The 22,627-nt window shown below is 69.5% G+C and carries 19 protein-coding genes; 2 read left to right on the top strand and 17 right to left on the bottom strand.

The features are described 5' to 3' along the window. Positions 1-31: 31 nt before the first annotated feature. The 12 genes from F9278_RS41810 to F9278_RS41760 all read right to left on the bottom strand — a co-directional run bounded on the left by F9278_RS41810 (position 32) and on the right by F9278_RS41760 (position 13,973). Entirely contained in the window at positions 32-1,090 is a 1,059-nt protein-coding gene (locus tag F9278_RS41810) for a proline racemase family protein (RefSeq protein WP_152172970.1), read from the bottom strand. A gap of 90 nt (positions 1,091-1,180) precedes the next feature. Next, a complete protein-coding gene (locus F9278_RS41805) occupies positions 1,181-2,329 on the bottom strand; it encodes an NAD(P)/FAD-dependent oxidoreductase (protein ID WP_152172969.1) in 1,149 nt (382 codons plus the stop codon). A 3-nt stretch (positions 2,330-2,332) separates the two neighbouring features. Then, positions 2,333-5,857 (bottom strand): indolepyruvate ferredoxin oxidoreductase family protein, encoded by a 3,525-nt coding sequence (locus tag F9278_RS41800; RefSeq protein WP_226967165.1) that lies wholly within the window; start codon positions 5,855-5,857, stop codon positions 2,333-2,335. Between the two features lie 53 nt (positions 5,858-5,910). After that, positions 5,911-6,795: a dihydrodipicolinate synthase family protein gene (locus F9278_RS41795; protein WP_152172968.1), complete on the bottom strand. Its 885-nt coding sequence runs from the start codon at positions 6,793-6,795 to the stop codon at positions 5,911-5,913. 71 nt (positions 6,796-6,866) lie between these two features. Then, positions 6,867-7,244, bottom strand: a complete 378-nt coding sequence (locus tag F9278_RS41790) for a Rid family detoxifying hydrolase (protein WP_152172967.1) — start codon at positions 7,242-7,244, stop codon at positions 6,867-6,869. A 13-nt stretch (positions 7,245-7,257) separates the two neighbouring features. Further along, positions 7,258-8,295, bottom strand: a complete 1,038-nt coding sequence (locus F9278_RS41785; RefSeq protein WP_193241875.1) for a pyridoxal-phosphate dependent enzyme — start codon at positions 8,293-8,295, stop codon at positions 7,258-7,260. Between the two features lie 94 nt (positions 8,296-8,389). After that, on the bottom strand, positions 8,390-8,908 hold the full coding sequence (locus F9278_RS46575; RefSeq protein ID WP_193241874.1) for a hypothetical protein: 519 nt from the start codon (positions 8,906-8,908) through the stop codon (positions 8,390-8,392). Beyond that, positions 8,905-10,530, bottom strand: coding sequence for a GMC family oxidoreductase (locus F9278_RS41780; protein ID WP_152172965.1), 1,626 nt, complete (start codon positions 10,528-10,530; stop codon positions 8,905-8,907). The genes F9278_RS46575 and F9278_RS41780 overlap by 4 nt, the downstream gene beginning before the upstream one ends. Before the next feature lie 41 nt (positions 10,531-10,571). Beyond that, the gene (locus F9278_RS41775) at positions 10,572-12,020 is read right to left on the bottom strand and encodes an aldehyde dehydrogenase family protein (protein ID WP_152172964.1); all 1,449 of its coding nucleotides are present in this window, start codon (positions 12,018-12,020) and stop codon (positions 10,572-10,574) included. Between the two features lie 14 nt (positions 12,021-12,034). Further along, the gene (locus tag F9278_RS41770) at positions 12,035-12,787 is read right to left on the bottom strand and encodes an alpha/beta hydrolase (protein ID WP_193241873.1); all 753 of its coding nucleotides are present in this window, start codon (positions 12,785-12,787) and stop codon (positions 12,035-12,037) included. A gap of 84 nt (positions 12,788-12,871) precedes the next feature. Next, positions 12,872-13,390, bottom strand: a complete 519-nt coding sequence (locus tag F9278_RS41765; protein ID WP_193241872.1) for an RbsD/FucU domain-containing protein — start codon at positions 13,388-13,390, stop codon at positions 12,872-12,874. A gap of 16 nt (positions 13,391-13,406) precedes the next feature. Continuing rightward, positions 13,407-13,973, bottom strand: coding sequence for an RbsD/FucU domain-containing protein (locus tag F9278_RS41760; RefSeq protein WP_152172961.1), 567 nt, complete (start codon positions 13,971-13,973; stop codon positions 13,407-13,409). Between the two features lie 263 nt (positions 13,974-14,236). Between F9278_RS41760 and F9278_RS41755 the strand changes: the two genes are divergently transcribed. Beyond that, positions 14,237-15,367, top strand: coding sequence for a mandelate racemase/muconate lactonizing enzyme family protein (locus tag F9278_RS41755; RefSeq protein WP_152172960.1), 1,131 nt, complete (start codon positions 14,237-14,239; stop codon positions 15,365-15,367). Positions 15,368-15,432: 65 nt separating this feature from the next. Next, positions 15,433-15,759, top strand: a complete 327-nt coding sequence (locus F9278_RS41750) for a DMT family transporter (protein WP_152172959.1) — start codon at positions 15,433-15,435, stop codon at positions 15,757-15,759. A gap of 365 nt (positions 15,760-16,124) precedes the next feature. Here F9278_RS41750 and F9278_RS41745 read toward each other — a convergent pair whose 3' ends face one another. The 5 genes from F9278_RS41745 to F9278_RS41725 all read right to left on the bottom strand — a co-directional run bounded on the left by F9278_RS41745 (position 16,125) and on the right by F9278_RS41725 (position 21,558). Beyond that, positions 16,125-16,925, bottom strand: a complete 801-nt coding sequence (locus F9278_RS41745; protein ID WP_152174439.1) for an ATP-binding cassette domain-containing protein — start codon at positions 16,923-16,925, stop codon at positions 16,125-16,127. Beyond that, on the bottom strand, positions 16,925-17,941 hold the full coding sequence (locus F9278_RS41740) for an ABC transporter ATP-binding protein (RefSeq protein WP_152172958.1): 1,017 nt from the start codon (positions 17,939-17,941) through the stop codon (positions 16,925-16,927). The genes F9278_RS41745 and F9278_RS41740 overlap by 1 nt, the downstream gene beginning before the upstream one ends. Beyond that, positions 17,938-18,798, bottom strand: coding sequence for an ABC transporter permease (locus F9278_RS41735; RefSeq protein ID WP_226967164.1), 861 nt, complete (start codon positions 18,796-18,798; stop codon positions 17,938-17,940). The genes F9278_RS41740 and F9278_RS41735 overlap by 4 nt, the downstream gene beginning before the upstream one ends. Continuing rightward, positions 18,795-19,829: an ABC transporter permease gene (locus tag F9278_RS41730; protein WP_193241871.1), complete on the bottom strand. Its 1,035-nt coding sequence runs from the start codon at positions 19,827-19,829 to the stop codon at positions 18,795-18,797. The genes F9278_RS41735 and F9278_RS41730 overlap by 4 nt, the downstream gene beginning before the upstream one ends. Positions 19,830-19,911: 82 nt before the next feature. Beyond that, positions 19,912-21,558 carry an ABC transporter substrate-binding protein gene (locus F9278_RS41725; RefSeq protein WP_193241870.1) on the bottom strand — a complete coding sequence of 549 codons (1,647 nt, stop codon included), beginning with the start codon at positions 21,556-21,558 and terminating at the stop codon, positions 19,912-19,914. Positions 21,559-22,627 lie beyond the last annotated feature (1,069 nt).

The raw sequence follows: 22,627 nt of genomic DNA, 5'->3' as shown, positions 1-22,627 counted from the left end.
CGGGAGTTCCTTTCGAGGCCGGTACCGGTCATCACTGGTTGCCGATGAGGCTGAGCGAGTCGACGTCGTCGAAGGGGCTGTCGTTGAGGGTGAAACCGGTGGGGAACGGGTCCGTGGGGTCCACGACCATCTGCTGGAGGGAGGTGATCCAGGCCTGTCCGCCGACGCGCGGGACGACCGCCGGGTAGTCCCCCACCGTCGCGGTGTCCTCGATGTTCGCGGTGAACGTCGTGCCCAGGATCGACTCGTGCACGAACGGCTGCCCCACCGCGATCTCCCCCCGCGCGTGCATCAGCGCCAGCCGCGCCGACGTACCCGTGCCGCACGGGCTGCGGTCGATGAAGCCGGGCGAGATCACGACGACGTTGCGCGAGGTCAGCACCCCGTCGACCGTGCGCAGCGGCCCGGCGAACTCGGTCTGCGTGATACCGGCGTAACGGGGTTCCAGGGGGTGCACACAGGCGAGCTGCTCGGCCGCCGCCGCCTTGACGCGCTGCCCGGTGGTGACCAGGTCGACCGCCTCGTCCTCCGTCAGCCGGAAGCCCAGGGCCTGCGCGTCCACGATCGCGTACGTCATCCCGCCCCACGCGACATCCACCGCCACCGTCCCCAGCCCCTCCACCTCCACCGGCGCCCGGTGGTGATACACGAACGCCGGCTGGTTCACGAACGACACCTTCGTGACCTTCCCGTCCCGGCACTCGCACCGCAGCCGGATCAACCCCGCCGGAGCCTCCAACGTCAACTCCGTCACCGGCTCCGACATCGGCACCATCCCCGTCTCCAGCAACACCGTCGCCACACACATCGTGTTGCTCCCCGACATCGCCACATACTCGATGGACTCCGCGATGATGTAGCCGAACGCGGCCTCCGGGTGCGTGGCGGGGACGACGAAGTTGACGCCGCTCACCGCCCCACGGGGTTCGGTCATCACGATGCGGCGCAGATGGTCCAGATTCCTCTGGAAGTAGATCGACTTCTCCATGACGGTGTCGCCCGGTACCGGGGGCAGACCGCCGGTCACGACGTCCCCGCCCATGCCCGCGGCGTGGGAGCCCACCACGTTCAGCAACTGGTTCCAGCGCATTCGATCACTCCTCCGGTCGACCGGGACAGGGCCTGCGGCTGTGGCTGACGGGGGCGGACCCGTGGGGCCGGGACGGCCGCTCCCGGGCGGTCATGTCAGCTGTCCTTCGAGAGACGGACGGGCCGGCGACAGCGCCGCGGCGTCGAGTCCGGCGGCGGACAGCTCCGGCGGAAGGCCGCCCTCGCCGAAGAGGGCGGCGCCGCAACGCGCCAGCGCGGGGGCGATCTGGATGCCGTACCCGCCCTGGCCCGCGAACCAGAAGAAGCCCTCGCACTCCGGATCGAACCCGACGACGGGGGCACGGTCCGCCACGAACGACCGCAGCCCGGCCCACTGGGAGCGGACGCTGCGGGCCTTCAGCACGGTGGCCTCGTTGAGGGCGTCCAGCGCACGCGCGATCTCCAGCTCGTCCGGCCGTACGTCGGCGGGCACGTGCGGAACCTCTTCCACCGGCGAGCACAGGAACTGCTCGCCCTCCGGTTTGAAGTAGAAGGCCGAGTCGAAGTCGGCCGTGAGCGGGAGCCCGGCCGGAACGACCCCTTCGGGCGCCCGAACCGTGAAGATGCTCCGGCGCAGGGGGCGCAGGCCCACCGGCCGCGCGCCGAAGACACCCGCCACCTCGTCCGCCCAGGCGCCCGCCGCGTCGACCACGACAGGGGCCTCGAACTCCGCGCCGCCCCGCACCGTCACCCGCCAGACGCCGTGCTCTCGCACCGCCCGTACGACACCGGACGAGGTGTGGACGACACCACCCCTGCGCCGCAGCCCGCGCAGGTAGCCCTGGTGGACGGCGTGGACGTCGATCTCCATGGCCCCCGGCTCGTACATGGCGAGTTCGGTGTGCCCCGGCGCGAGAAGCGGGTTCTGCCTCACCGCGCCGGGGCCGTCGAGGAGGACCGCGTCGGGGACGTGCTCCAGGACCTCCGCGTGGTACTCCCTCAGCTCGTCCCCCCGGCCCGCCGCGGCGACGGTCAGCATCGGCAGCGGGGAGAGCGGAGGTGACGCGAACGTGTCGGGAGGGTCCAGCAGGACCGGCTTGGCGGCCCGGGTGAGGGCACGGATGACCCCGGAGCCGAGACTCTCCACGAAGACCGCCGCCGACCGGCCGGTGGTGTGGTAGGCGAGGGTGGACTCCATCTCCAGGAGGCCCACCGACCTCGTCTCCGCGATCTCGCAGCCGAGCGAGACGCCGGCCACTCCCCCGCCGATCACCAGAACGTCAAACCTGTGTCGGTCCATGCGTCAGCCTCTGTCCGTCACGGTCGAGGACCGGTCCGCGCCCGAGGCGCTCGCCGCCCCGGCCGGGGAGACCGGGCCGGCGCCGTCCAGAGCCGCCAGCCGCTCGGCGAGTTCGTCGCGGTAACGCTCCACCGTGCCCAGTTTCACGTGCTCATAGCCCCGCACGAGGTCCGGAAGGGCCGCGATCTCGGCGACGGCGGCGAGGTTCCCCGGTGTCAGCCGGGTGAGCAGACCCTCGATGAGTTCACGGTACTCGGCGACGAGCCGCCGCTCCGTGCGGCGGACCTTCCCGTAACCGAAGACGTCCAGCGGGGTGCCCCTGAGCCCGCGCAGGGCGTAGAGCAACCGGAAGACAGGGCGGAACCACGGGCCCAGGCTGATCTTCTTCTTCCAGCCCAGCGCGCGGAGCACCGGCGGATGGAGGCGGAAACGGTACGCGACCCCCGGCCCGAACTCCTCCTCCAGCTCCGCGAGGAACTCCGGCCGGACGCTGAGCCGCGCGACCTCGTACTCGTCCTTGTACGCCATGAGCTTGAAGAGATGGCGCGCGACCGCCTCGGCCAGGACGGTCGACCCCTGGACCACGCCGTCCTCCGCCGCGCGGACCCGGCCGACCAGGTCGGTGTAGGGCCGGGCGTACGCGGCGTTCTGGTAGGCCGTCAGCTCGGCGGCGCGGTGCTCGACGAGGCCGTCGATCCCGGCGGCAGGATCGACGGCGGCCTCCGCGCCGTCGCCCGCCGACGGGCTGAGGGCGGCCTCGTAGGCGCGCGGATCGGCGATCAGCTGGCGGCCCCTGCGGAACGCCTGCGTGTTGGCGTCCACCGCGACGCCGTTGAGCGCGATCGCCGCCTCGATGTCGTCCGCCGGCAGGGGCAGGGCGCCGAGCTGGTAGGCGACCCCGACCAGGAAGACGTTGGCGTACTGGTCGTCGCCGAACAGGGCCAGCGTCGCCCCGCGGGCGTCGACGAACCGGCCGGCGTCGGACCGCACCCGCTCACGGATGCGGTCCACGGTGTCCGTCTGACCGGGAAAGCGCACCGCGGTGTCGGAGACCATGGCGCCCGTGGGGACCTCCGCCGTGGAGACGACCGCCACGGTCCGCTCCGGGGACGCGGTCACGAGGTGCTCCTGCGACGACGCGACGAGCACGTCACAGCCCAGGTACAGGTCGCACTCGCCGTCGCCGACCTTGGAGGCCAGCTCCTGAGCCGTACGGGTCACCTTGATGTCCGAGACGACCGCGCCGCCCTTCTGCGACATCCCGGTCTGGTCGAGCGCGCGCACCCACAGTCCGGAGCGCGCGGCGGCGCTCGCCACGATCTGGGCCATGGTCACCACGCCGGTGCCGCCGATGCCGGTGACGCGGACGCTGAACCGGTCGGGGTCCACCACGAACCGGGGCCGCGCGAGTGCGGCGTCGTCGATCGCGGGGGCGACCCTGCGCCGCTTGCGGCCCTTGCCCGGGGTGACCGTGACGAACGACGGGCAGTCGCCGTCGAGGCACGAGAAGTCCTTGTTGCAGGAGGGCTGGTGGATCTGGGTCTTGCGCCCGAACTCGGTCTCCACCGGCTGGACCGAAAGACAGTTCGACTTCACGCCGCAGTCGCCACAGCCCTCGCAGACACGCTTGTTGATGAACGCGCGGTAGGCCGGGTCGGGGGCCTTCCCCCGCTTGCGCTTGCGCCGCAGTTCCGCGGCGCACTCCTGGTCGTGGATGAGGACGGTGACACCCGGGGTCGCGGCGAGTTCCTCCTGGACCGTGACCAGATCGTCGCGGTGCCGCAGGTCCACTCCCCTCGGCAGCGCCCCTCTGCGGTACGCCTTCGGGTCGTCCGTCGTCACGACGACGCGACGCACCCCTTCGGCCAGCAGTTCCCGCGCCACCTGGGCGACGCTCATGCCGCCGACCGCCGCCTGCCCGCCCGTCATCGCGACGGCCGAGTTGTACAGGAGCTTGTAGGTGATGTTGATCCGGGCGGCGACGGCGGCGCGGATCGCCAGGCTCCCCGAGTGATGGAACGTGCCGTCGCCCAGGTTCTGGAACAGGTGCCCGGTGGTCACGAACGGGGAGATGCCGATCCAGTTGGTGCCCTCGCCGCCCATCTGGGTGAGGCCGAGCACCTCGCCCGTGTGCTCCGACGGGAGCAGTCCCACCATCGCGTGGCAGCCGATCCCCCCTCCGACGAGGGACCCGTCCGGAACCACGGTCGACCTGTTGTGGGGGCATCCGGAGCAGAAATAGGGGGTGCGGGTGATCAGCGGCAGCGACCTGCGCGCGGAGGGCGCGGGACCGGGGTCCTTCGGCCGTGCCTCGGGAACCACTCCCCTGGCCCGCAGCCGGCGCCTCAGGCCACGCGCGATGAGGTCGGCCCCGAGGTCGGCGTCCGCCCGGAAGAGTTCGGCCCCGTCGGTGTCCTGCTTGCCCACGACGGCCGGGGCGTCCGGGCGGCCGTAGAGCAGACCCTTGATCCCGGCCTCGACGAAACCTCGCTTCTCCTCGACGACGACGATCTCCTCCAGCCCTTCGGCGAAGGCCGTCATGATCTCGTCGTCCAGCGGCCAGACCATCCCCAGGCGCAGGATGCGAATCCCCTTGGCCTCGGCCTCGCCGTGAGTGAGGCCGAGCGAGTCCAGGGCCTGGCGCAGGTCGAGGTAGGTGCTCCCCGCGGCGACGATGCCCACCCGCGCGTCGGGAGCGTCGTAGATCCTGTTGAGTCCGTTGGCACGGGCGTAGCGCCGGGCCAGTTCGAGACGGTCGCCGGTCATGCTCCGCTCGTGGGCCGCCAGCGTCGGCGGTCCGAGGTTCGCGTCGGGCCGGTGCACGTAGGGCCGGCCACCGAAGGTGTTGTCGGGCAGGACGACGTCGAGGCGGTCGGGATCCACGACGGCCGAGGCGGAGCCGTCGGCCACGTTGGTCGCGATCTTCAGGCCGACCCACAGGCCGGTGAAGCGCGACAACTCGATGGCGTGGATACCGAGGTCCAGGACGTCCTGTGGATCCACCGGGACGAGGACGGGGATCCCGAGTTCCGCTATCGCCGATTCAGACGCGCTGGGCACGGTCGAGGACTTCGCGATCACGTCGTCGCCGACGATGGCGACGGCGCCGCCCCGCGGGCTCGTCCCGGAGATGTTGTTGTGCCGCAGCGCGTCCGCCGCGCGGTCCAGGCCCGGCGCCTTGCCGTACCAGTAGCCCGCCACGCCGTCGACCGTGCGCGTGGGCATGGTGCTCGCGATCTGGCTGCCCTGCACCGCGGTGGCGGCGAGTTCCTCGTTGACTCCCGGCTGGAAGACGATGCCGAGTTCGTCGAGGGTGCTCTTCCAGCGCATCAGTTCCAGGTCGTACCCGGCGAGCGGGGAGCCTTCGTAACCGGAGATGAACGCGGCGGTCCGGCGTCCCAGCCGCGCGTCCCTCCGGCGCTGGTCCATCGGCACACGGACCAGCGCCTGAAGGCCCGACAGGTAGATCTGCCCCTGTGCCTTCTCGTACTTCTCGTCGAGGCTTCGCAGGACGGTGGTGTCGGTCACAGTTAGCACCCGCTCAATGGGCTCGGTTACTCGATGATGGGAAGGGCGCCCGCTCAGGCAGCGGCGACGCGCTTCAGTGCGGCGTCCAGGGCTTCGCGGGCCTCGGCCGGGATCGGCGAGACGGGCAGGCGCGGATCGCCGGCGGAGCGGCCGATCAGGTCGAGCCCCGCCTTGACGCCGGCGACGTAGGGCACCTCGGTCAGGAAGCGCAGCACCGGGTAGACCACGTCCCACACCTGGCGGGCACGGTCGATGTCGCCCGCCTGGACGGCGTTCCAGATCGCGACCAGCTCGGGCGCGACCACGTTGGCGGCTCCGTTGATCGCGCCGGCTCCGCCGGCCACCAGGGAGACGAGGTAGAACGTGTCGAGCCCCACGAACGTCTTCACGACGTCCCCGTACTCCTGGATCAGGATCCCCGCCTGGTGCATGTCCAGGCTGGTGTCCTTGATGTACTTGATCTGCTCGACCTCGCGCGCCAGCTGCCCGATCAGCTCGGGGTCGATGTTGACACCGGTCGCGATGGGGATGTTGTAGATCATCGAGGGGACCGACAGCGCGCCGGCCACCGAGCGGTGGTAGTTCATCGCGTCGTCCGGGGTCAGCGGCTCGTAGAAGGGGGCGACCGTCAGCACCGCGTCCGCGCCCTTCTGCTCCGCGTGCTTGCCCAGGGCTATCGCCTCGCCGGCGGTCAGGGCGCCGATGTGGGGAACGACGGGTACCCGCCCGGCGGTCTGATCGATGACGATCTCCGTCACGAGCCGGCGCTCGTCGTTGGTCAGCGTGGTGAACTCGCCGGTCGACCCGCACGGGATCACACCGTGCACACCCTCGTCGATCTGCCGGTCGACGAGCGCCCGCAGGCCCTGCTCGTCGATCTCGGCCCCGTCGGCGGTGAACGGGGTCACCAGCGCGGACAACAAGCCTTGAAGGTCCATGTTCTCTCCTCGTCTATTGTCAACAATCTACCATCGAGGGATGTTGTTGACAATCACTTTTTTCGGGAGGGTCAGCCGACGACGACGTCGGCCTCGATACGCGCGTCCATCGGCAGTGCCGCGACGGCGATGGCGGTGCGTGCGGGGTACGGAGCCGCGAAGTACTCGGCGTACACGCCGTTGACCGCGTCGAAGTCGCCCATGTCGGCGAGGTAGAGGGTGACGCGCAGCACGTCTCCGTGGTCCTTGCCCGCCTCGGCGAGGATGTCGTCGAGGTTGGCGAAGATTTGTGTGAGCTGGTCGGTGGCTGTCGGGCCCGCCAGTTCGGCGGTTCCCGGGACGAGTCCCAGCTGTCCGCTGAGCCACATCTCGGCACTGCCGAGGACGGCGGTGGAGTACGGGGCGAGCGGGGCGGGCAGACGGTCGGAGACAAGGGGGCGGCGTGGCATCGGGTTCTGCCTTTCAGTGGTCGGGGTCGAGAGGGGCTCCCGGGGCCGCGGGCCGGCTCATCCATGCCTCGGCGGTACCGCCCGAGGTGACATGTGCCAGCAGCGCCGGGTCGAAATTGCCACCCGTGGCGACGGCGACCTCGAGCCCGCCGTTCCACCGGGTGGACATGAGTGCCGCGAGCGAGGCCGCGGCGGACGGCTCGACGGCCACCCGCAGCGCTGTCCAGGCGAGTTCCATCGCCCGGCAGATGGCCTCGTCGTCGACGACCACGACGTCGTCGACGTAGTCGCCGATCAGCGAGCAGGTGAGGTCGCCGGCCTGTTCGAGGACCAGGCCGTCGGCTATGGAGTGCGCGGGGCGGTCGAGGGCGACGGGTGTACCGGCGGCGAACGACCGCCGCACCGCGTCGCTGCCGACGGGCTGGACGCCGATGACCCGGACCTTCGGGGCGAGCGACTTCATCACCAGGCCCACCGAGGCGAGCAGGCCGCCGCCGCCTGCGGGAACGACGACCGTCCCCACCTCGGGGCAGTCCTCCAGCACCTCCAACGACAGAGACCCGTGGCCTGCGATCACCTCCGGATGGTCGAAGGGATGAAGCAGCGTCCAGCCGTGTTCGGCGACCAGTTCGTCACAGGTACGGAAGACGTCCTCCGTCGTCGTTCCGGCGGAGACGACCGTGGCGCCGAGCGACCGCACCGCCCGCACCTTGGTGGGAACGGCGTCGTCGCCCATGACGACCGTGCACCGCACTCCTCTGAGCGCCGCCGAGAGCGCTGCGGCCTGCCCGGCGTTCCCGGAGCTGACGATCACCACGCCGCGGGCCGCCGCTGCCGGATCGAGGCACTCGACGGCGTTGTCGATCCCCCGGAACTTGAAGGAGCCGGCGCGCTGGAGGAACTCCGCCTTGACCGCCACCCGGCGCCCCAGAGCGGTGTCCAGACGCGGATCGGTGAGCACGGGAGTCCTGCGGGCCCGGCCTTCCTGACGTCTGCGGGAGCGCAGCACGTCCTGGAGATCGGGGGCGCGTGATGCCGTCGGGTCGTTCACGGGCTGTCCTCTGTGCTTTCGCGGGAGGGGAGGATGCGCCCGCTGGGCCTGCGGCGAACATCTCCGGGCACGGTCCGCGCCCGGAAGGGGGACCTCACGAGGGGCTGCAGTGCCGGTCGCGGCTCTGGCTCGGGGTGGGCCGGAAGACGGGGCCCCGTGCCAGGACGGGGTCCAGGATGCCGTCGGAGACCTCGTCCGCGCCCCTGTCCACGGGAGCCGGCGCGGCACGCTGCCCCGGGTAGCCGATCCTCTCGCGCGTGGCCGGACCGATCAGCCACGCGCCCGCCACCACGGTGGACAGCGCCTGGAACGCCTCGGGCTCCGACTCCGACAGTCGTCGCAGCGCGTGGTGCACGTCGGGGGCGGCACGGCCGGAGAGTGCCGCGAGCATCCGGGTGATGGACTCGAAGGCGTCCACCCTGGCGTCCAGCGCCCGGCTCAGATGCGCCGCGAAGTCCGGGTCGTCGGTCGCCGCCGGACGGGAGCCCGTACCGGGAACCAGTACGTCCGCCACCGTCCGCACGGTACGCGTCTCGTCGTCGGTCAGCGGCCTGGGAGCCTTTGGTCTGCGCGGAGTCGACAGCCGCTCCACGCTCCCCTTCTGTCCTGTCATGACGACACCTGCCCGTCCTCGGCGTACTCGGCGATGCCCTGCGCGACACGCAGGGCGAGAGCGTGGATGGTGCCGGTCGGGTTGACCGAGCCACTGGTGACGAAGATGCTTCCGTCGGCGATGAACAGGTTGTCGACGTCATGCGCCTGGCCGAAGGAGTTCACCACCGAGGTGCGCGGGTCGGCTCCCATCCGGGCGGTGCCGAGAAGGTGTCCGGGCTGGTCGGGGATGAGCCCGAAGGAGAGCATCTCGACCGCGCCGGACGCCTCGTGCAGTTCCCGCATCCTCGCGAGACTGAAGTCGAGCAGTCTCTGGCTGTTGTCGCTGATGCGGTAGGTCACCTTCGGTGCGGGCAGTCCGTCACCGTCGACCAGGTCGGGCGAGAGGGTCACCCGGTTGTGCTCCTCGGGCAGGTCCTCGGTGTTGGCCGCCCACGCGAAGGTACGCGAGTGGGTCTCGGCGACCTCGTGGACGGCCGGGCCCCAGAGCTCGTCGAAGGGGCGCTCGCGGCGCATCTCGATCGCGCTGAGCGGCCCCGGCACGGGCACGGCGTGGAACTTGGCGCCCCGTACGAAGTCGTGCTCGGGCCGTGTGTCGTAGAACTCCAGCGAGTGCACGGCCTGGCCCGACGGCCCGAGATGGCTCTCCAGATCGTCGGCGTACGTTCCGATGACCGCGCAGTTGGGGTGCAGTTGGAGGTTCCGGCCCACCAGACCGGAGGAGTTGGCCAGGCCGTCCGGGTGGGTGGACGAGGCGGACATGAGCAGCAGGCGGGGTGTGCCGATGCCGTTGCCGCACAGGACGACCGTCTTCGCGGCCTGGAAGTGCTCCCGTCCGGCGCGGTCGATCCAGGTGACGCCCGTGGCGCGCCCGTCGCGCCCCGACTCGACCCGGCGGGCGCGCGCGCCGGTGATGAGAGTGGCCCCGGAACGCAACGCGTGGGGCCACCACGCCACATCGGCCGATCCCTTCGCGCTCTGCGGACAGCCCCACTCGCACACGCCCCAGCGCGCGCACTGGCTGAGCAGCCTGAACTTGTTGCTCGGGATGGCGTTCGAGCCCGGCCACCAGTGCCAGCCGAGTTTGTTGGCCCCCTCCGCGGCCCGTCTGCCGACCTTCCCCAGGGGGAGAGGCGGAAGCGGGTAGTCGTCATGGTCGGGGTAGGCGGGGTCACCGGGGACACCGGACACCCCGACCAGGGCGTCGACCCGCGCGTAGTACGGCGCCAGGTCCTCATAGGTGATCGGCCAGTCGTCGGCCACGCCGTCCAGGGTGCGGACCCGGAAGTCGCAGGGGAGCAGCCTGTGCCAGTGGGCGCCGTAGTAGATCGACGAGCCGCCCACCGCGTTGAACATCACCGGCGCCAGGTCCGACTCGGACACGTCGACCGGATAGTCGGAGGCCAGGGAGCGCTCGTTCGGGTCGTGCGACCACTGGGCCTGGATCAGCAGCTCCCACTCGGGGAAGTTGCCGGGATAGTCCGTGGGGTTCATCCAGTCGCCCTGCTCCAGGCACACCACACGATGTCCCTGTGCGGAGAGGGTCGTACTCACCACGGCACCCGACGGGCCGGCACCCACGACCACCACGTCGGCTGGTTCTGCGTCGACTCCGGGGATCACCGCTCACACTCCGTTGCATGGTACGGACCTGGGCCTTCGGCTCAGGTCAGGCTGATGGTGACCTGCTTGGTCCTCGCGTACTCGTCGAGGCCCGCGAGTCCGCCCTCCTTGCCGTAGCCGGAGCCGTGGAAGCCGCCGATCGGCAGTTCGACACCGGACGCCATATGGGCGTTGACCCAGACATTGCCGACCTCGAGGGAGTTGACGACGCGCAGCGCCCTGCCGACGTCCCGGGTCCACACCGAGCCGGCCAGTCCCTGTTCCACGTCGTTGGCGAGGGCGATCGCCTGCGCCTCGTCCGTGAAGGACTGCACCGTCGCCACGGGCCCGAAGATCTCGGACTGGACGATCTCGTCCGTCTGCTCGACCCCCGTGATCAGCGTGGGAGGGTAGAAGTAACCGTCGCGCTCCACGGGCGAACCGCCCGTCACCACCTCGGCGCGTGCCGGCACCCCGTCGACCAGACGCCGCACACGGTCACGCTGGACCTGCGAGATGAGGGGGCCGAGGGTGGTCGAGGGATCCATCGGATCGCCGATGACCGTCTCGCTCACCATCTTGCCGGCGACCGCTTCGACCAGCTTGTCGTGCACGCTCTCGTGGACGATCAGACGGGTCGCCGCCATGCATTCCTGGCCCGCGTTGTAGAGCGCGGTCGCCGCGAGCCATTCCGCCGTCACCTCGATGTCGGTGTCCTCGAACACGACCACCGGGGCGTTCCCGCCCAGTTCGAGGACGAGGCGCTTGGTACCCGCCCCGGCGGCCTCGGCGATCTGCCGTCCGGCCCGGGTCGATCCGGTGAACGACACCAGCTTCACATCGGGGTGCGCCACCAGCGCCCGGCCGGTGGTGCCACCCGTACCGTTGACGAGGTTCAGCACGCCCGGCGGCAGGATGCCGGCCGCCATCCGGACGAAGGCCAGCGTCGACAGGGGGGTGTTCTCGGCGGGCTTGACCACGATCGTGTTGCCCACCGCCAGCGCGGGCCCGATCTTCCAGATCGCCTGCCACAGCGGGAAGTTCCAGGGCGTGATCGCGGCGACTACCCCGACGGGCTCCCGGCGCAGGAACGCGGTGTTCCCGGCAACGTAGTCACCGGCCGGCTGGCTGACGGCCACCCGGGCCAGGGAGCCGAAGTGCCGCAGCGCGTCGACCATCCCGGGGACCTCGTGCCCCCGGCTCTCCGACCAGGGTTTGCCCGCGTCGAGCACTTCGAGGCGGGCGAACTCGTCGAGCCGCTCCTCCATCGCGTCGGCGACGGCCCGCAGCAGCGCCGAGCGCTCGCCGGGGGTCTTCGCCGCCCACTCCGGCAGCGCGGCCCTGGCGTCCCGCACGGCGAGGTCGACGTCCTGGGCCGCCGAATCGCGGAAGCGCCCCAGTTCCGACCCGTCCGCCGGGTTGCGCACCACAACGACGTCGGTGCCGGTCGCCTCGACGGCTTCCCCGTGCACGAAGTTGGTGATCTCGCCGATCGCTGTCACGTTTCCCATTCACCCTCTCCTTGTCAGTTCCGGAGTTCGCGTACGAACGCGGTGATCTCGGCCGCGACGGCCCGGTGGTTCGAGTCGTTGAGGATGTCGTGGTAGCCGCCGGGGAAGACGACCAGTCGGCCGTTCGGCAGGGTCGACGTCCACTGGGCCGCCCTCTTCATGTCCGTGAGGACGTCATGCTCGCCGTAGATCACGAGAGTGGCCGGATCGATCGCGGCCGTCGTCGCTTCGAGCCCGGGGAGGAAGGCGCTGACCGCCCGCCAGAGAGCGGCCTCGCCCTCCTCGCTGTCCACGGCGAGCGGATCGTGCGTGACGTTGTCGACGTAGCTCTCGTCGTCGGACCAGACCGCGTCGTCGTCGACGTGGTCGGGCGGGCCGGCGACGGGCGCGCCGGAGACGACGAGGCCGCGCAGCACGCCCGGATTCCGGGCCGCGAGTCCGAGCGCGGTAAGCCCGCCCAGCGAGTGCCCGACCACGATGACCGGCAGGCGCGGCTGTTCCGCAGTGATGCGTCCGAGCAGTGCCTCGGCGTTGTCCACGAGCTGGTCGACGGAGTCGAACACACCGTCGTGCCGACCGGACAGCCCGTGTCCGACGTGGTCGGGCGCCCAGACGTCCGAACCGTCCCGGGTCAGCTCCGCGGCGAAGCGGTGGAAGTAGCCGGACTGCTCACCCCAGCCGTGCAGGAGGAGCACGGCGGAGCTGGGCTCGGCAGCAGCCCAGCGCCGGTAGAAGAAGGAGCTCGAAGGCTCACCGAAATAGGGCACGGTCGGTCCTCTCTCGATCTTGCCGCCCGCGCGGTGAGGGCTCTGCCCTCGCCGAAGGCGGATCCGCTGCACCGGGGAGCGGCTTCACGCGCCGGGTGCCCGGTCCGGGCCGGCCGCGTGGCGGTCCGGGCCCGGCGGACCGGCCACCAGGATGACGTTGGCGGCCACCGAGTGGTCCCCGGTCTGGATGTGTGCACGCGCCCGGTCGCGCAGCTTGTACCACTCGGGAAAGTGCTGCACCTCGGTCACGCGGGCCTCGCCGAAGTGGTCGACGAGGAAGGCGTGCATCGGCTGGTTGTACTCGACGGTGAAGTTGCCGACGACGGCGGCCCGGAAGTCGCCGGCCCGCACGAGCGCGTCGACGACGTCCGTGACGAGGGGGACGCCGGTCGCGATCCCCAGGTCGATGCGGCGTACGCCCGGATCCAGCGGGATCAGCGTCTTGCTGTGCGTCCCGGCACCGGCGTCACCGACGCAGACCGTGTCTCCGTGACGGAGGTCGGCCACGAGCGCGGCGAGTTCCGCGTGGAGGAGCCGCCCCTTGGGGGGTCCGCCCGTGCCGGGCTCATGCGGCACGGCCTGACGGCCCGTCGGCGAGTTCACGGACGACATGACGGGTTCAGCCGTCCGTGTCGGCGTCGTCGACCCGGTGCCAGGTTTCGCCGTCGCTCACGAATTTGCCGCCTTCGTCGAGGAGCCGCTCGTACCACTCGTTCGACTTCAGCCACTCCAGGGGAATGTTCGGGCTCGGGTAACCCGCCACGAGGATCGTGCTCGCCGCCAGACCGTAGTCACCGGTCTGGATGAACACCTTGACCCGGTTGCGCAGCTCGTACCACGTCGGCAGGTAGTCGACGACGTGCACACAGTCGTCGCCGAATGTCTTCACCAGGTACGACATGAGGGGTTCGTTCGCCTCGGGGGTCACGTCGGCCACGATCGCGGCTTCGAAGTCCCCTGCCGCGTGCAGCGCGCCCACCACCTCCCGACAGGTGGGGATGTCCGTCGCGATTCCCAGATCGATGCGTTCCACGTCGGGGGCGAGCGGGACGAGCGACTTCTCACTGGAGCCGCTTCCGGCGTCGCTCACACAGACCATCTCGCCGTGCCGCAGTCCCGCGAGCACGGCCGCGAGTCGCGGGTGGAGGAGTCGGGCCTTCGGCTGCTCCTGGGGGGATTCAGTCATGCTCTGGCTCACTTTCACGTGATCACGTCATGAGGACCGTTCCGCGCCGGTCAGGGACCTGGTCGCAGACACTGGCGAGCTTCCTTCATCTCTTGTGGCGAGGTGAAGGGCATCCGACAGAATGAGCCTGTCGATTGTCAACAAACTTCACACTAGGCCGAGGGGACGCAGCAGGCAAGAGGGAGCGTGAGGGGGAAATGTCATTAACTCCGCCAACCTCGGAGTGATACATTGTCGACAGTCGACAGCTGAGAGGTGATGATATGCGGGTCGTCGAACTTGCCTGTTTCGAGGTCAGGTCGAGAGTCTTCAGCGACGACAGTTACGTGATGTCCGGCGGCCGCGTGGTCGACCAGCTGATCAGCACCGTCGTGCGGGCGCGAGCGGACGACGGCACCGTGGGGTTCGGCGAGACCTGCACGCTCGGCGGCAACTACCTCGACGGGTTTCCCGGAAGCGTCAAGGCCTCCGTCGCGGAACTCGCGCCTGCCGTCCTCGCCTGCGACGCCTTCGAACCGGGCGTCCTGGTCTCGGCCATGGACCGGGAGCTGCGCGGACATCTCGCGGGCAAGTCGGCCATCGACATCGCTCTGTGGGATCTGCGGGGCAAGCTCCTGCAACAGCCTGTGGCCCGTCTCCTCGGTGGCGTCAAGCAGTCGACTTTCGGCACCTTCACGGCGATCGGCATGGGCGCTCCGGCCGAGATGGCCGCGAAGGTGCGCGACAACGCCGATGTCGGCTTCCGGCAGTGGCAGCTCAAGCTCGGGGACGATCCGCTGGAGGACGCGGCACGGGTCCACGCGACGCTGGCCGCGCTGCCCGACGACTCCACCTTCCTCACCAGCGACGCGAACCGCGGCTGGTCCGTCGCTCAGGCCCTGCGGTTCCTGTCGGCCGTCCAGGGCGTCGACACCTATCTCGAGCAGCCCTGCGAAACGCTCGCCGAACTCGCACTCGTCCGCGCCCGCACGGCCCTGCCCATGATCGTCGACGAGAGCGTCAGAGACACCTCCGATCTGGTGGCCGCCATCGGGCTGGGGTGCGCGCAGGGCCTCAATCTCAAGCCGAGCCGTGTCGGCGGCCTGACCAAGGCCGCGCGCCTGCGCGATCTGGCCGAGGCCTCGGGGGTGATGCTCCTGGTGGACGAGCCCATGGGAGGAGACCTCGCCACGGCCGCGCTGGCGCAGCTCTCCGCCACCATCGACCCGGACCGTTTCCTGTCCACGTCGTACTTCAGCCACGAGGGGATGCCGTTGTCGTACGGAGCCTCGGACAGTGTGCTGCCGGGGATGGCGTTCGAGGACGGTGCGATCACGTGGAAGGACGTACCGGGACTCGGCGTCGAGATCGACGAGTCCCTTCTCGGCGACCCGATCGCCGTCTTCACCCGTTGACCGTCCGGGCCGCGGCCCGGACGGACGACGCCCTGCCCACAGCCCCTGAAAGGAAGTCGGCGCGTATGTCCGCCACGTTGGGTCTTCTGGTCGCGGCGATTCTCGTCGAGGTCGCCGCCACCACCAACCTCGCCCGTACGGACGGGTTCCGTGATCCGCTGTGGAGCGTGGCGGTCCTCTCCGGCTACGCCGTGTCTCTGTGGATGCTCTCCGTCGTGGTGCGGAGCATGCCGGTCTCGGTCGCGTACGCGCTCTGGTCCGGCCTCGGTACCGCCGCCGTCGCCCTGGTGGGTGTCACGGTGCTGGGAGAAAGCTGGGACCTGGTCAAGACGGGCGCACTGCTGCTGATCGTCGTCGGCGTGGTCGTCCTGAACCTCCACGGGACGCACTGACGCATGCTCCGGCCCTTCGCACTGGGCCGTCGTCGGCGACGGCGACGGCCCAGGTTCGAGGAAGGTCTGGGGTGGCCCAGGTTCCGGCACGCCCGTGCCGGACATTGCGGCGCCCGGCACCACCCGTCCGCCGCCGTCATCGGCACCGCGCGGCGACGCCCCTTGCCTTCTCCGGCCCGGCCGGTTCGGCCGCTGCCGCGCTGACGCGACGTGGGGTGCCGGTTTCCACACCACCAGAGACCTCCTGGAGCCCGCGGAACCCGGACGCGCCGAGGTGGGCGACGGCGGAGACCTGCCTCCGCCGTCGCCCACCGCTCCCGCCCCGACTCATCCACGCCGGTCCGGGTCCCGGATCTCCCGTCCCGTCAGCCGCTCCGGACCCGCGGTTTCCATCCCGGGCGCGGCACGGCGTCGATGAGCTGCTGCGTGTACGGGTCCGTCGGCGAGTCGAGGACCTCCTCCGTCGCGCCCTGTTCGACCACGACACCGTGCCGCATCACGATGCATGTGTCGCTGATCTGACGCACCACCCCGAGGTCGTGCGAGATGAAGAGGTACGTCAGCCCCTCCGCCTCACGAAGGTCCGCCAGCAGATTGATGACCTGCGCCTGAACCGAGACGTCGAGCGCGGAGACCGCTTCGTCGAGTATGAGCAGGCGCGGCTGAACGGCCAGGGCCTTCATGATCGCGACGCGCTGACGCTGGCCGCCCGAGAGCCGGCGCGGTTTCGAGGAGCCGACCCGCTCGGGCAGGCCCACCTTGTCCAGGAGGTCGTTGACACGCCGGGCACGCTCGGCCTTGCTCGCGACGCCGTGCACCTTGAGGATCTCGGCCACCGCCTCGGTGACCGTCTGGCGGGGGTCCAGGGACGCGTAGGGGTCCTGGAAGACCATCTGGACCTCCCGCGCCCTGCGCAGCCGCGGTGACAGCTCGCGTTCGCCGGCCGCCGACGGCGGCTCGGCGAAGAGCACCGATCCCGAGGTCGGCTGCTCCAGTCGGCAGATGAGCCGCGCACAGGTCGTCTTGCCCGAACCCGACTCCCCGACGACGGCCAGGGAGCCGCCGGAAGGGACGGTGAACGACACGCTCTCGACGGCCACGATCGGCTCGCCTCCCCGTACGGGGTACTCCTTGCGGAGGTCTCGTACCTCCAGCTGCGGCTGCATCACGCCCGCCCCCCTACGACGGGAGCCCGATCGGCGACGATCTCGTCGGCCCGATGACAGGCGACCCTGTGTGTCGCCACCTCGCGCAGGGATGGCCGGTCCGTCCGGCACACGTCCTCCACCAGGTCGCAGCGGTCCGCGAAGACGCAGCCGGAGGGAGCCTCGAAAGCCGCGACGGGGCGGCCGGGTATGACCTTGAGACGCTCCTTGCACGACGTGGAGGGCCGGGAGGCGAGCAGCCCGCGCGCATAGGGATGGATGCCGTCCTCGTGCATCGTGGCGGACGCGCCCAGTTCGACCACCCGGCCCGCGTACACCACTGCCAGCCGGTCCGTCACGGCTGCCGCCAGGTCGAGGTCATGGGTGACCATGAGCAGGGAGACCCCCTCGGCACGGCGCATCTCGTCGAGGATCACCATGACCGCCTCCTGGATGGTCACGTCGAGCGCGGTGGTCGGCTCGTCCGCGATCACCAGCTTGGGCTTCATCAGCAGCACCGACGCGATCATGACGCGTTGCAGCAGGCCGCCGGAGAGCTGGTGCGGGAACTGCCGGATGCGCACGTCGGCGTTGCCGACCCCCACCCGCTTCAGCAGGGCCTCCGCCTGCTCGTAGGCGTCGGAGGTGCTCACTCCGCTCTGGCGCAGGCCCTCGGTGAGGAAGTCGCCGATCGTACGCAGGGGATTGATGTGTGCCCGGGGATCCTGGTAGATCATGCCGACCTCCCGGGCGTGCCAGGCACGCAGCCGGGACTTCGACATGCCGTAGACGTCCTCGCCTTCGAAGCGCACCGATCCGCTGACCTTGGCGTCCCGCTGGAGCAGCCGCAGAATCGCCCGGGCCGTCATCGACTTCCCCGACCCGGACTCGCCGACCAGTCCCAGCGATCCGCCGACGGGCAGACCGAACGACACGTCGGTGACCAGGGGCCTCTGCTCCCGTCCCACCGGAACGGACACGGCGAGATCTCGGACGTCGAGCAGCAGTTCTTCCCCTGCCGCCGGCTTCTCTGTCATCGTGCACCTTCCTCGCGCTTGGCGAGCCGATCAGCCAGCAAATTGAACGCGACCACCGTCACCACGATCAGAAGCCCGGGGAAAAGCGCTTCCTCCGGGTGTCCGTCCAGCAACGACGTGCGGCCCGACGAGACCATCGCGCCCCACTCCGGGCTCGGCGCCTGCACACCGAGGCCGATGAAGGAGATCGCCGCGAAGTCGGTCAGGGCACCGCCGAAGGTGATCGCGGCCTGGGTCCGCATGACCGGCCAGAGCGAGGGCAGCATGTGCCGCAGGGCGACCCGCGTCCCGGACATGCCCAACAGGGAGCAGGCCGCGATGTACGGAGCGTTGCGTTCCCTGCGTGCCTCCACGCGGGCCAGTCGGGCCAGATAGGGAACATAGGCCAGGGCCAGCGCGAGGATCGGAGCCATGGCCCCGGTCCCGAAGACGGCCACGGCGATGAGAGCGAACAGCAGACTCGGGAATGCGAACAGAATGTCGAGAACCCTGGTGATCGACGTGTCCACCCAACCGCCGAACCATGACGACACCAGGGCCAGGAAGACCGCGGCCAGCGACGACAGCGCCACGATCACGGTCGGTGCGAGCAGGCTCAGGCGCGCGCCCGCCGCCGTCCGCGCGAAGATGTCCCGGCCCAGCTGATCCGTACCGAACCAGTGTGCCGCCGAGGGGCCCTGGTTCCCGCTGAGTATGTCCGTCTCCTCCGGTGAATGGCTCACCATGAGCGGACCGACGACCGCGAACGCCACGATGAGGAGACAGAGGGCGAGGGAGATCACGAAAAGGGGGTCGAAATCCCGTGTACGGAGTTTCGATCCGGTGCGCCGCCCGGCGAGGGAGAAGGTGAGTGTCATCGGCTTGCTCCCGAGTCGCGCAGGCGCGGATCAAGGACTGTGTGCAGCAGGTCCAGCACGGTGGTCAGCACGACGACCAGGAGCACCAGGAAGAGACTGATCGCCTCGACGGACGCGTAGTCCTTCGTCTGCACACTGCGTACGAAGAACGATCCGATCCCGTCGATACCGAACGCGACCTCGACCACCACCGACCCGACGATCAGGCTGGCGACCACGAGCGCCGAAACGGTGACGATAGGCACCGCGGCGTTGCGCACGACATGCCGCCGGAACACCGTCAGGTAGGGGATACCGCGCGCGACACCGGTCTCGACGTGTTCACGACCCGCCTGTTCCCGGAGAGCGGCGCGCGCCACCTGGCTGAGGTAGGCACCCCAGCCGATGGCCAGGGCCACGGCCGGCAGGGTGAGATGCCACAGCCGGTCCGTGAAACCCTCGCCCGCGCCGAGCGTCGGGAACCAGCCCAGGCCTGTCGCGAAGACGATCGACAGCACCGAGGCGGCGACATAGGCGGGGATGGACACGCAGATTCCACTCACCACGGTGAGCAGGGAGGAGAGCGGACGCCAGATGGTGCCGGCCACCGCCGCCGCCAGTCCGAACCCGATGACGAGCAGACCGGCGTACGCCACCAGGAACAACGAGGTGCCGAGTCGGGGGGCCAGCAGGCTCCACACCGGCGCGCGATAGGCGATGGAGTGGCCGAAGTCGCCCTGCGCCACGCCGCCGATCCAGTGCAGGTACTGCATGATCAACGGACGGTCGAGCCCGTACTGGCGCTCCAGCAGGGCCCGGGTCTCCGGTGTGGGATGCGAGCCGGTCACCGTCGCCAGAGGGTCACCCGGCGCCACCGACAGGGCCATGAAGATCACGAACGAGGAGATGACGACGGTCACCGCCGGCAGCCCCACCCAGCGCCACAGAGGGCCGAGCCAGCGCCTGGCCGTCCGGCCCCGCCGCGGGCTCTCCCTCCGTCCTGGGCGGTCGGCGGCCAGGGGATTCTTGGAGCGTGAATCGAGCGCGTTCAACTTTTCTCCCCGTTCCTGCGTCGCCATCTGACCATTCGGCGCGAGAGATTTTCCATGACCAGCCGACCGATTCACCCCGGTCCTACTTGGTTCCGATCAGAGCGAGTGACGGCAGATTGAGATAGGCGCCCGAGGTCACCACACCCCCGATGCCATTCTTGACGTAGGTGAGTTCCTTCGGCATGAGGAAGCTGGCGAACGGCGCCGCCGCCTCCCACTTCTCCTGGAGCCGCACAAGGATTTCTGCCCGCTTCTCGGCATCGAAGGTGGCGCGCGCCTCGGTCAGACCCGCCGTCACCTCCGGGTCGGAGAAGTCGGTCCAGTTGTAGGTCTCGTCGGGGCCGAGGAAGAACGTGATGAACTCCAGGGGGTCCTTCGCGTAGCCGTAGTTCCCCATCATCATCAGGTCGAGCGAACGCCGTTGGCTCGGCGTGTACGTGGCGGTGAGGAAGGCAAGGGGCTCCATCGAGATGATCTTCACCTTGACACCGATGCCCGCGAGTTGCTCCTGAATTATCTGGGAGAGAAGGCTTTGCGTGGCGTCACCGGACGGATATGCGAGCTTTAGAGTCTGCCCCTTGTAGCCGCTGGATTCAACCAGCTTCTTCGCTTGCTCGACCGTAAGCTTATTGGATTTCTCGTAGGGTCCGTAGGCCTTCTCGTACACGGCCGTGGCGCCCTCGTCCCAGTAATTGGGGGCCACCACGGTATAGGACGGGTCAGCCGTGCCCTTGAACACCTTCTCGCCGATGGCCTCGCGATCGATCGAACCCAGGATCGCCCGCCGCAGATCGGGGTTGCCCGTCACGCCTCCGGCGTTCGCGAAGCTGACCATCGTCTGCGCGAGTGAGTCACCCACGACCAGGGATCCCTTGTCGCCCCCCTTGAGGGCGTCGACCTGGGACGGGCGGACGTTCCAGGCGCCGTCGAACTCGCCCGCCAGGAGCCCCTGGGTGAGCGCCGCGGTGTCCGTGACGAAGCTCAGCTCGACCTGCTTGGCATGCGCGCGATAGGTCGGGTTCCAGTAGGCGTCGTTCCGGGTCAGGGTCATCGAGCGGCCCTGGTTCCACTTGCCCAGCTCGAACGGGCCGGAACACATGAGTCCGCCACCGGCGGTACCGTAGGCCGCGCCCTTGGCCTCGGCGTAGTCCTTCTGCCAGACCATGCCGATCGGAGAGGCCAGTTCCTTCACGAACAGCTCGTCCGGCTTCTTGAACTTGACGGTCACCTGCCGGGCGCCGGTCTCAGAGATGGACGAAACGCTCTTGAACGCGAAGCCGAACTGCGCGTCCGGCCGCATCTGCTGCTTCAGGCTGAAGACCACGTCCTCCGCAGTCACCGGCTTGCCGTCCCAGAACTTCGCCTTCTCGACCACGTCCAGCGTGACGGTGGTGTCGTTCACCTGCGTCGCCTTCGCCAGATGAGGACTGATCTTGTAGTCGGCGTCCTGGACGAGCAGTTGGTCGCAGAGATTCGCGAGAATCGCCTGCCCCGAGAAGTTCGCAGCGAAAATGGGGCTCAGCGACGTCGGCTCGCCATCGGGCACGTCCCACTTCAGCGTGTCGAGATCGCCTGCCGCTTTGCCGAACACATTGGTCGTCGTCAGACCGTCGGGAGAGCCGGACCCACCACCCCCCGAAGCCTTCCCGTTCGACTCCGAACACCCGACCAGCGAGGCCGCGGCAACAATGACGGCACACGCCCCCTGATACATTCTTCTGATCGTCAACGTGATCTCCTGACAGATGTCGTTGCGAAACTGTGCTCGAATATCACCGACCAGTCCAGGGGCTTTGACCAAAGAAGACCATGTAGGCTTCAGTCGCCCGTCTCCCCGCCGCGATCGGTAAGCGGATGATCTCATTGCGGGGCTTCGTACAACGCCTCCGCTTGAACGTACAGAGATGGCAAACGACACCCGTCGCGCCGTGCTCTCAAAACCATTTCAAACGCCTGAGGGAGCCGATCCCGCACGTCACATCTCCACGGTGACGATCGACCCACGCGATCTTCCGCCCTTTCCCCGAAGGTTCCGTCAGCATCCTGCCTGCAACGCCGACTGTCAACAATCCACAGGAATTTTTTGATACCGACGCGCCCACTGAACGGGTCCGCCACCGAGACCCGTCCAGCCCGCCGCAGTCCTCGTCGACCTCGCATCACCGGCGGTGGGTACACGACTCGGCGTACTACGCACTCCGCCGCACGTTCATGGCCGGGCAGGCATGGGGCTCGGGCGATGGCGTCGGTGTCGGGCAGGAGATGTGGGCCGTGCGCTCACCCTCCCCCGGGCACCGCGGACCCTGATGCCGGAGGCGGCCGAGAGTCCCGGGCGGGCACCGGTCCGGACCGGTGCGGCTTCGCCACGGCCACGCAGACGGTTATCGATCTCTTCGTCCAGGCCGGTCGAGATCACCAAGCCCGCCAACGGGCACTGGCGTGAGTGCGTCGCCGGGTACGGTCACCTGGGCACCCGCGGCTCGAACCGCGCACGGACCCCGTGCGAGGTGCGGCCGGGCACGCACCGCCGCCCTCGGCATGGACCCGTAAGCCACCCCGGCCCACTTCGCCGACCACGTCGGTCCCGCCCGAACGCCAAGGGTCGGCCGAGGTCGGAGAATCCACCGACCAGCACTATCGCGGCCTTGTCCTCGACGAATGAAAGAGTGGCAGGGTCCTTGACCTTGCGCGGGTGGCGTTCGGACCGGAGTCGGGCGACCGGGCCACGTTGCCGTGAGCCGGCCCTCTCAGCACCGGGGCACGCGGGACGAAGGTTGTTCCGCTCGCCCGCGTTCACT

It is taken from the genome of Streptomyces phaeolivaceus (assembly GCF_009184865.1).
GTDB classification, from domain to species: Bacteria; Actinomycetota; Actinomycetes; order Streptomycetales; family Streptomycetaceae; genus Streptomyces; species Streptomyces phaeolivaceus.
The sequence above is the reverse complement of the archived record's forward strand: the minus strand, read 5'-3'. Positions and strand labels throughout refer to the sequence as shown.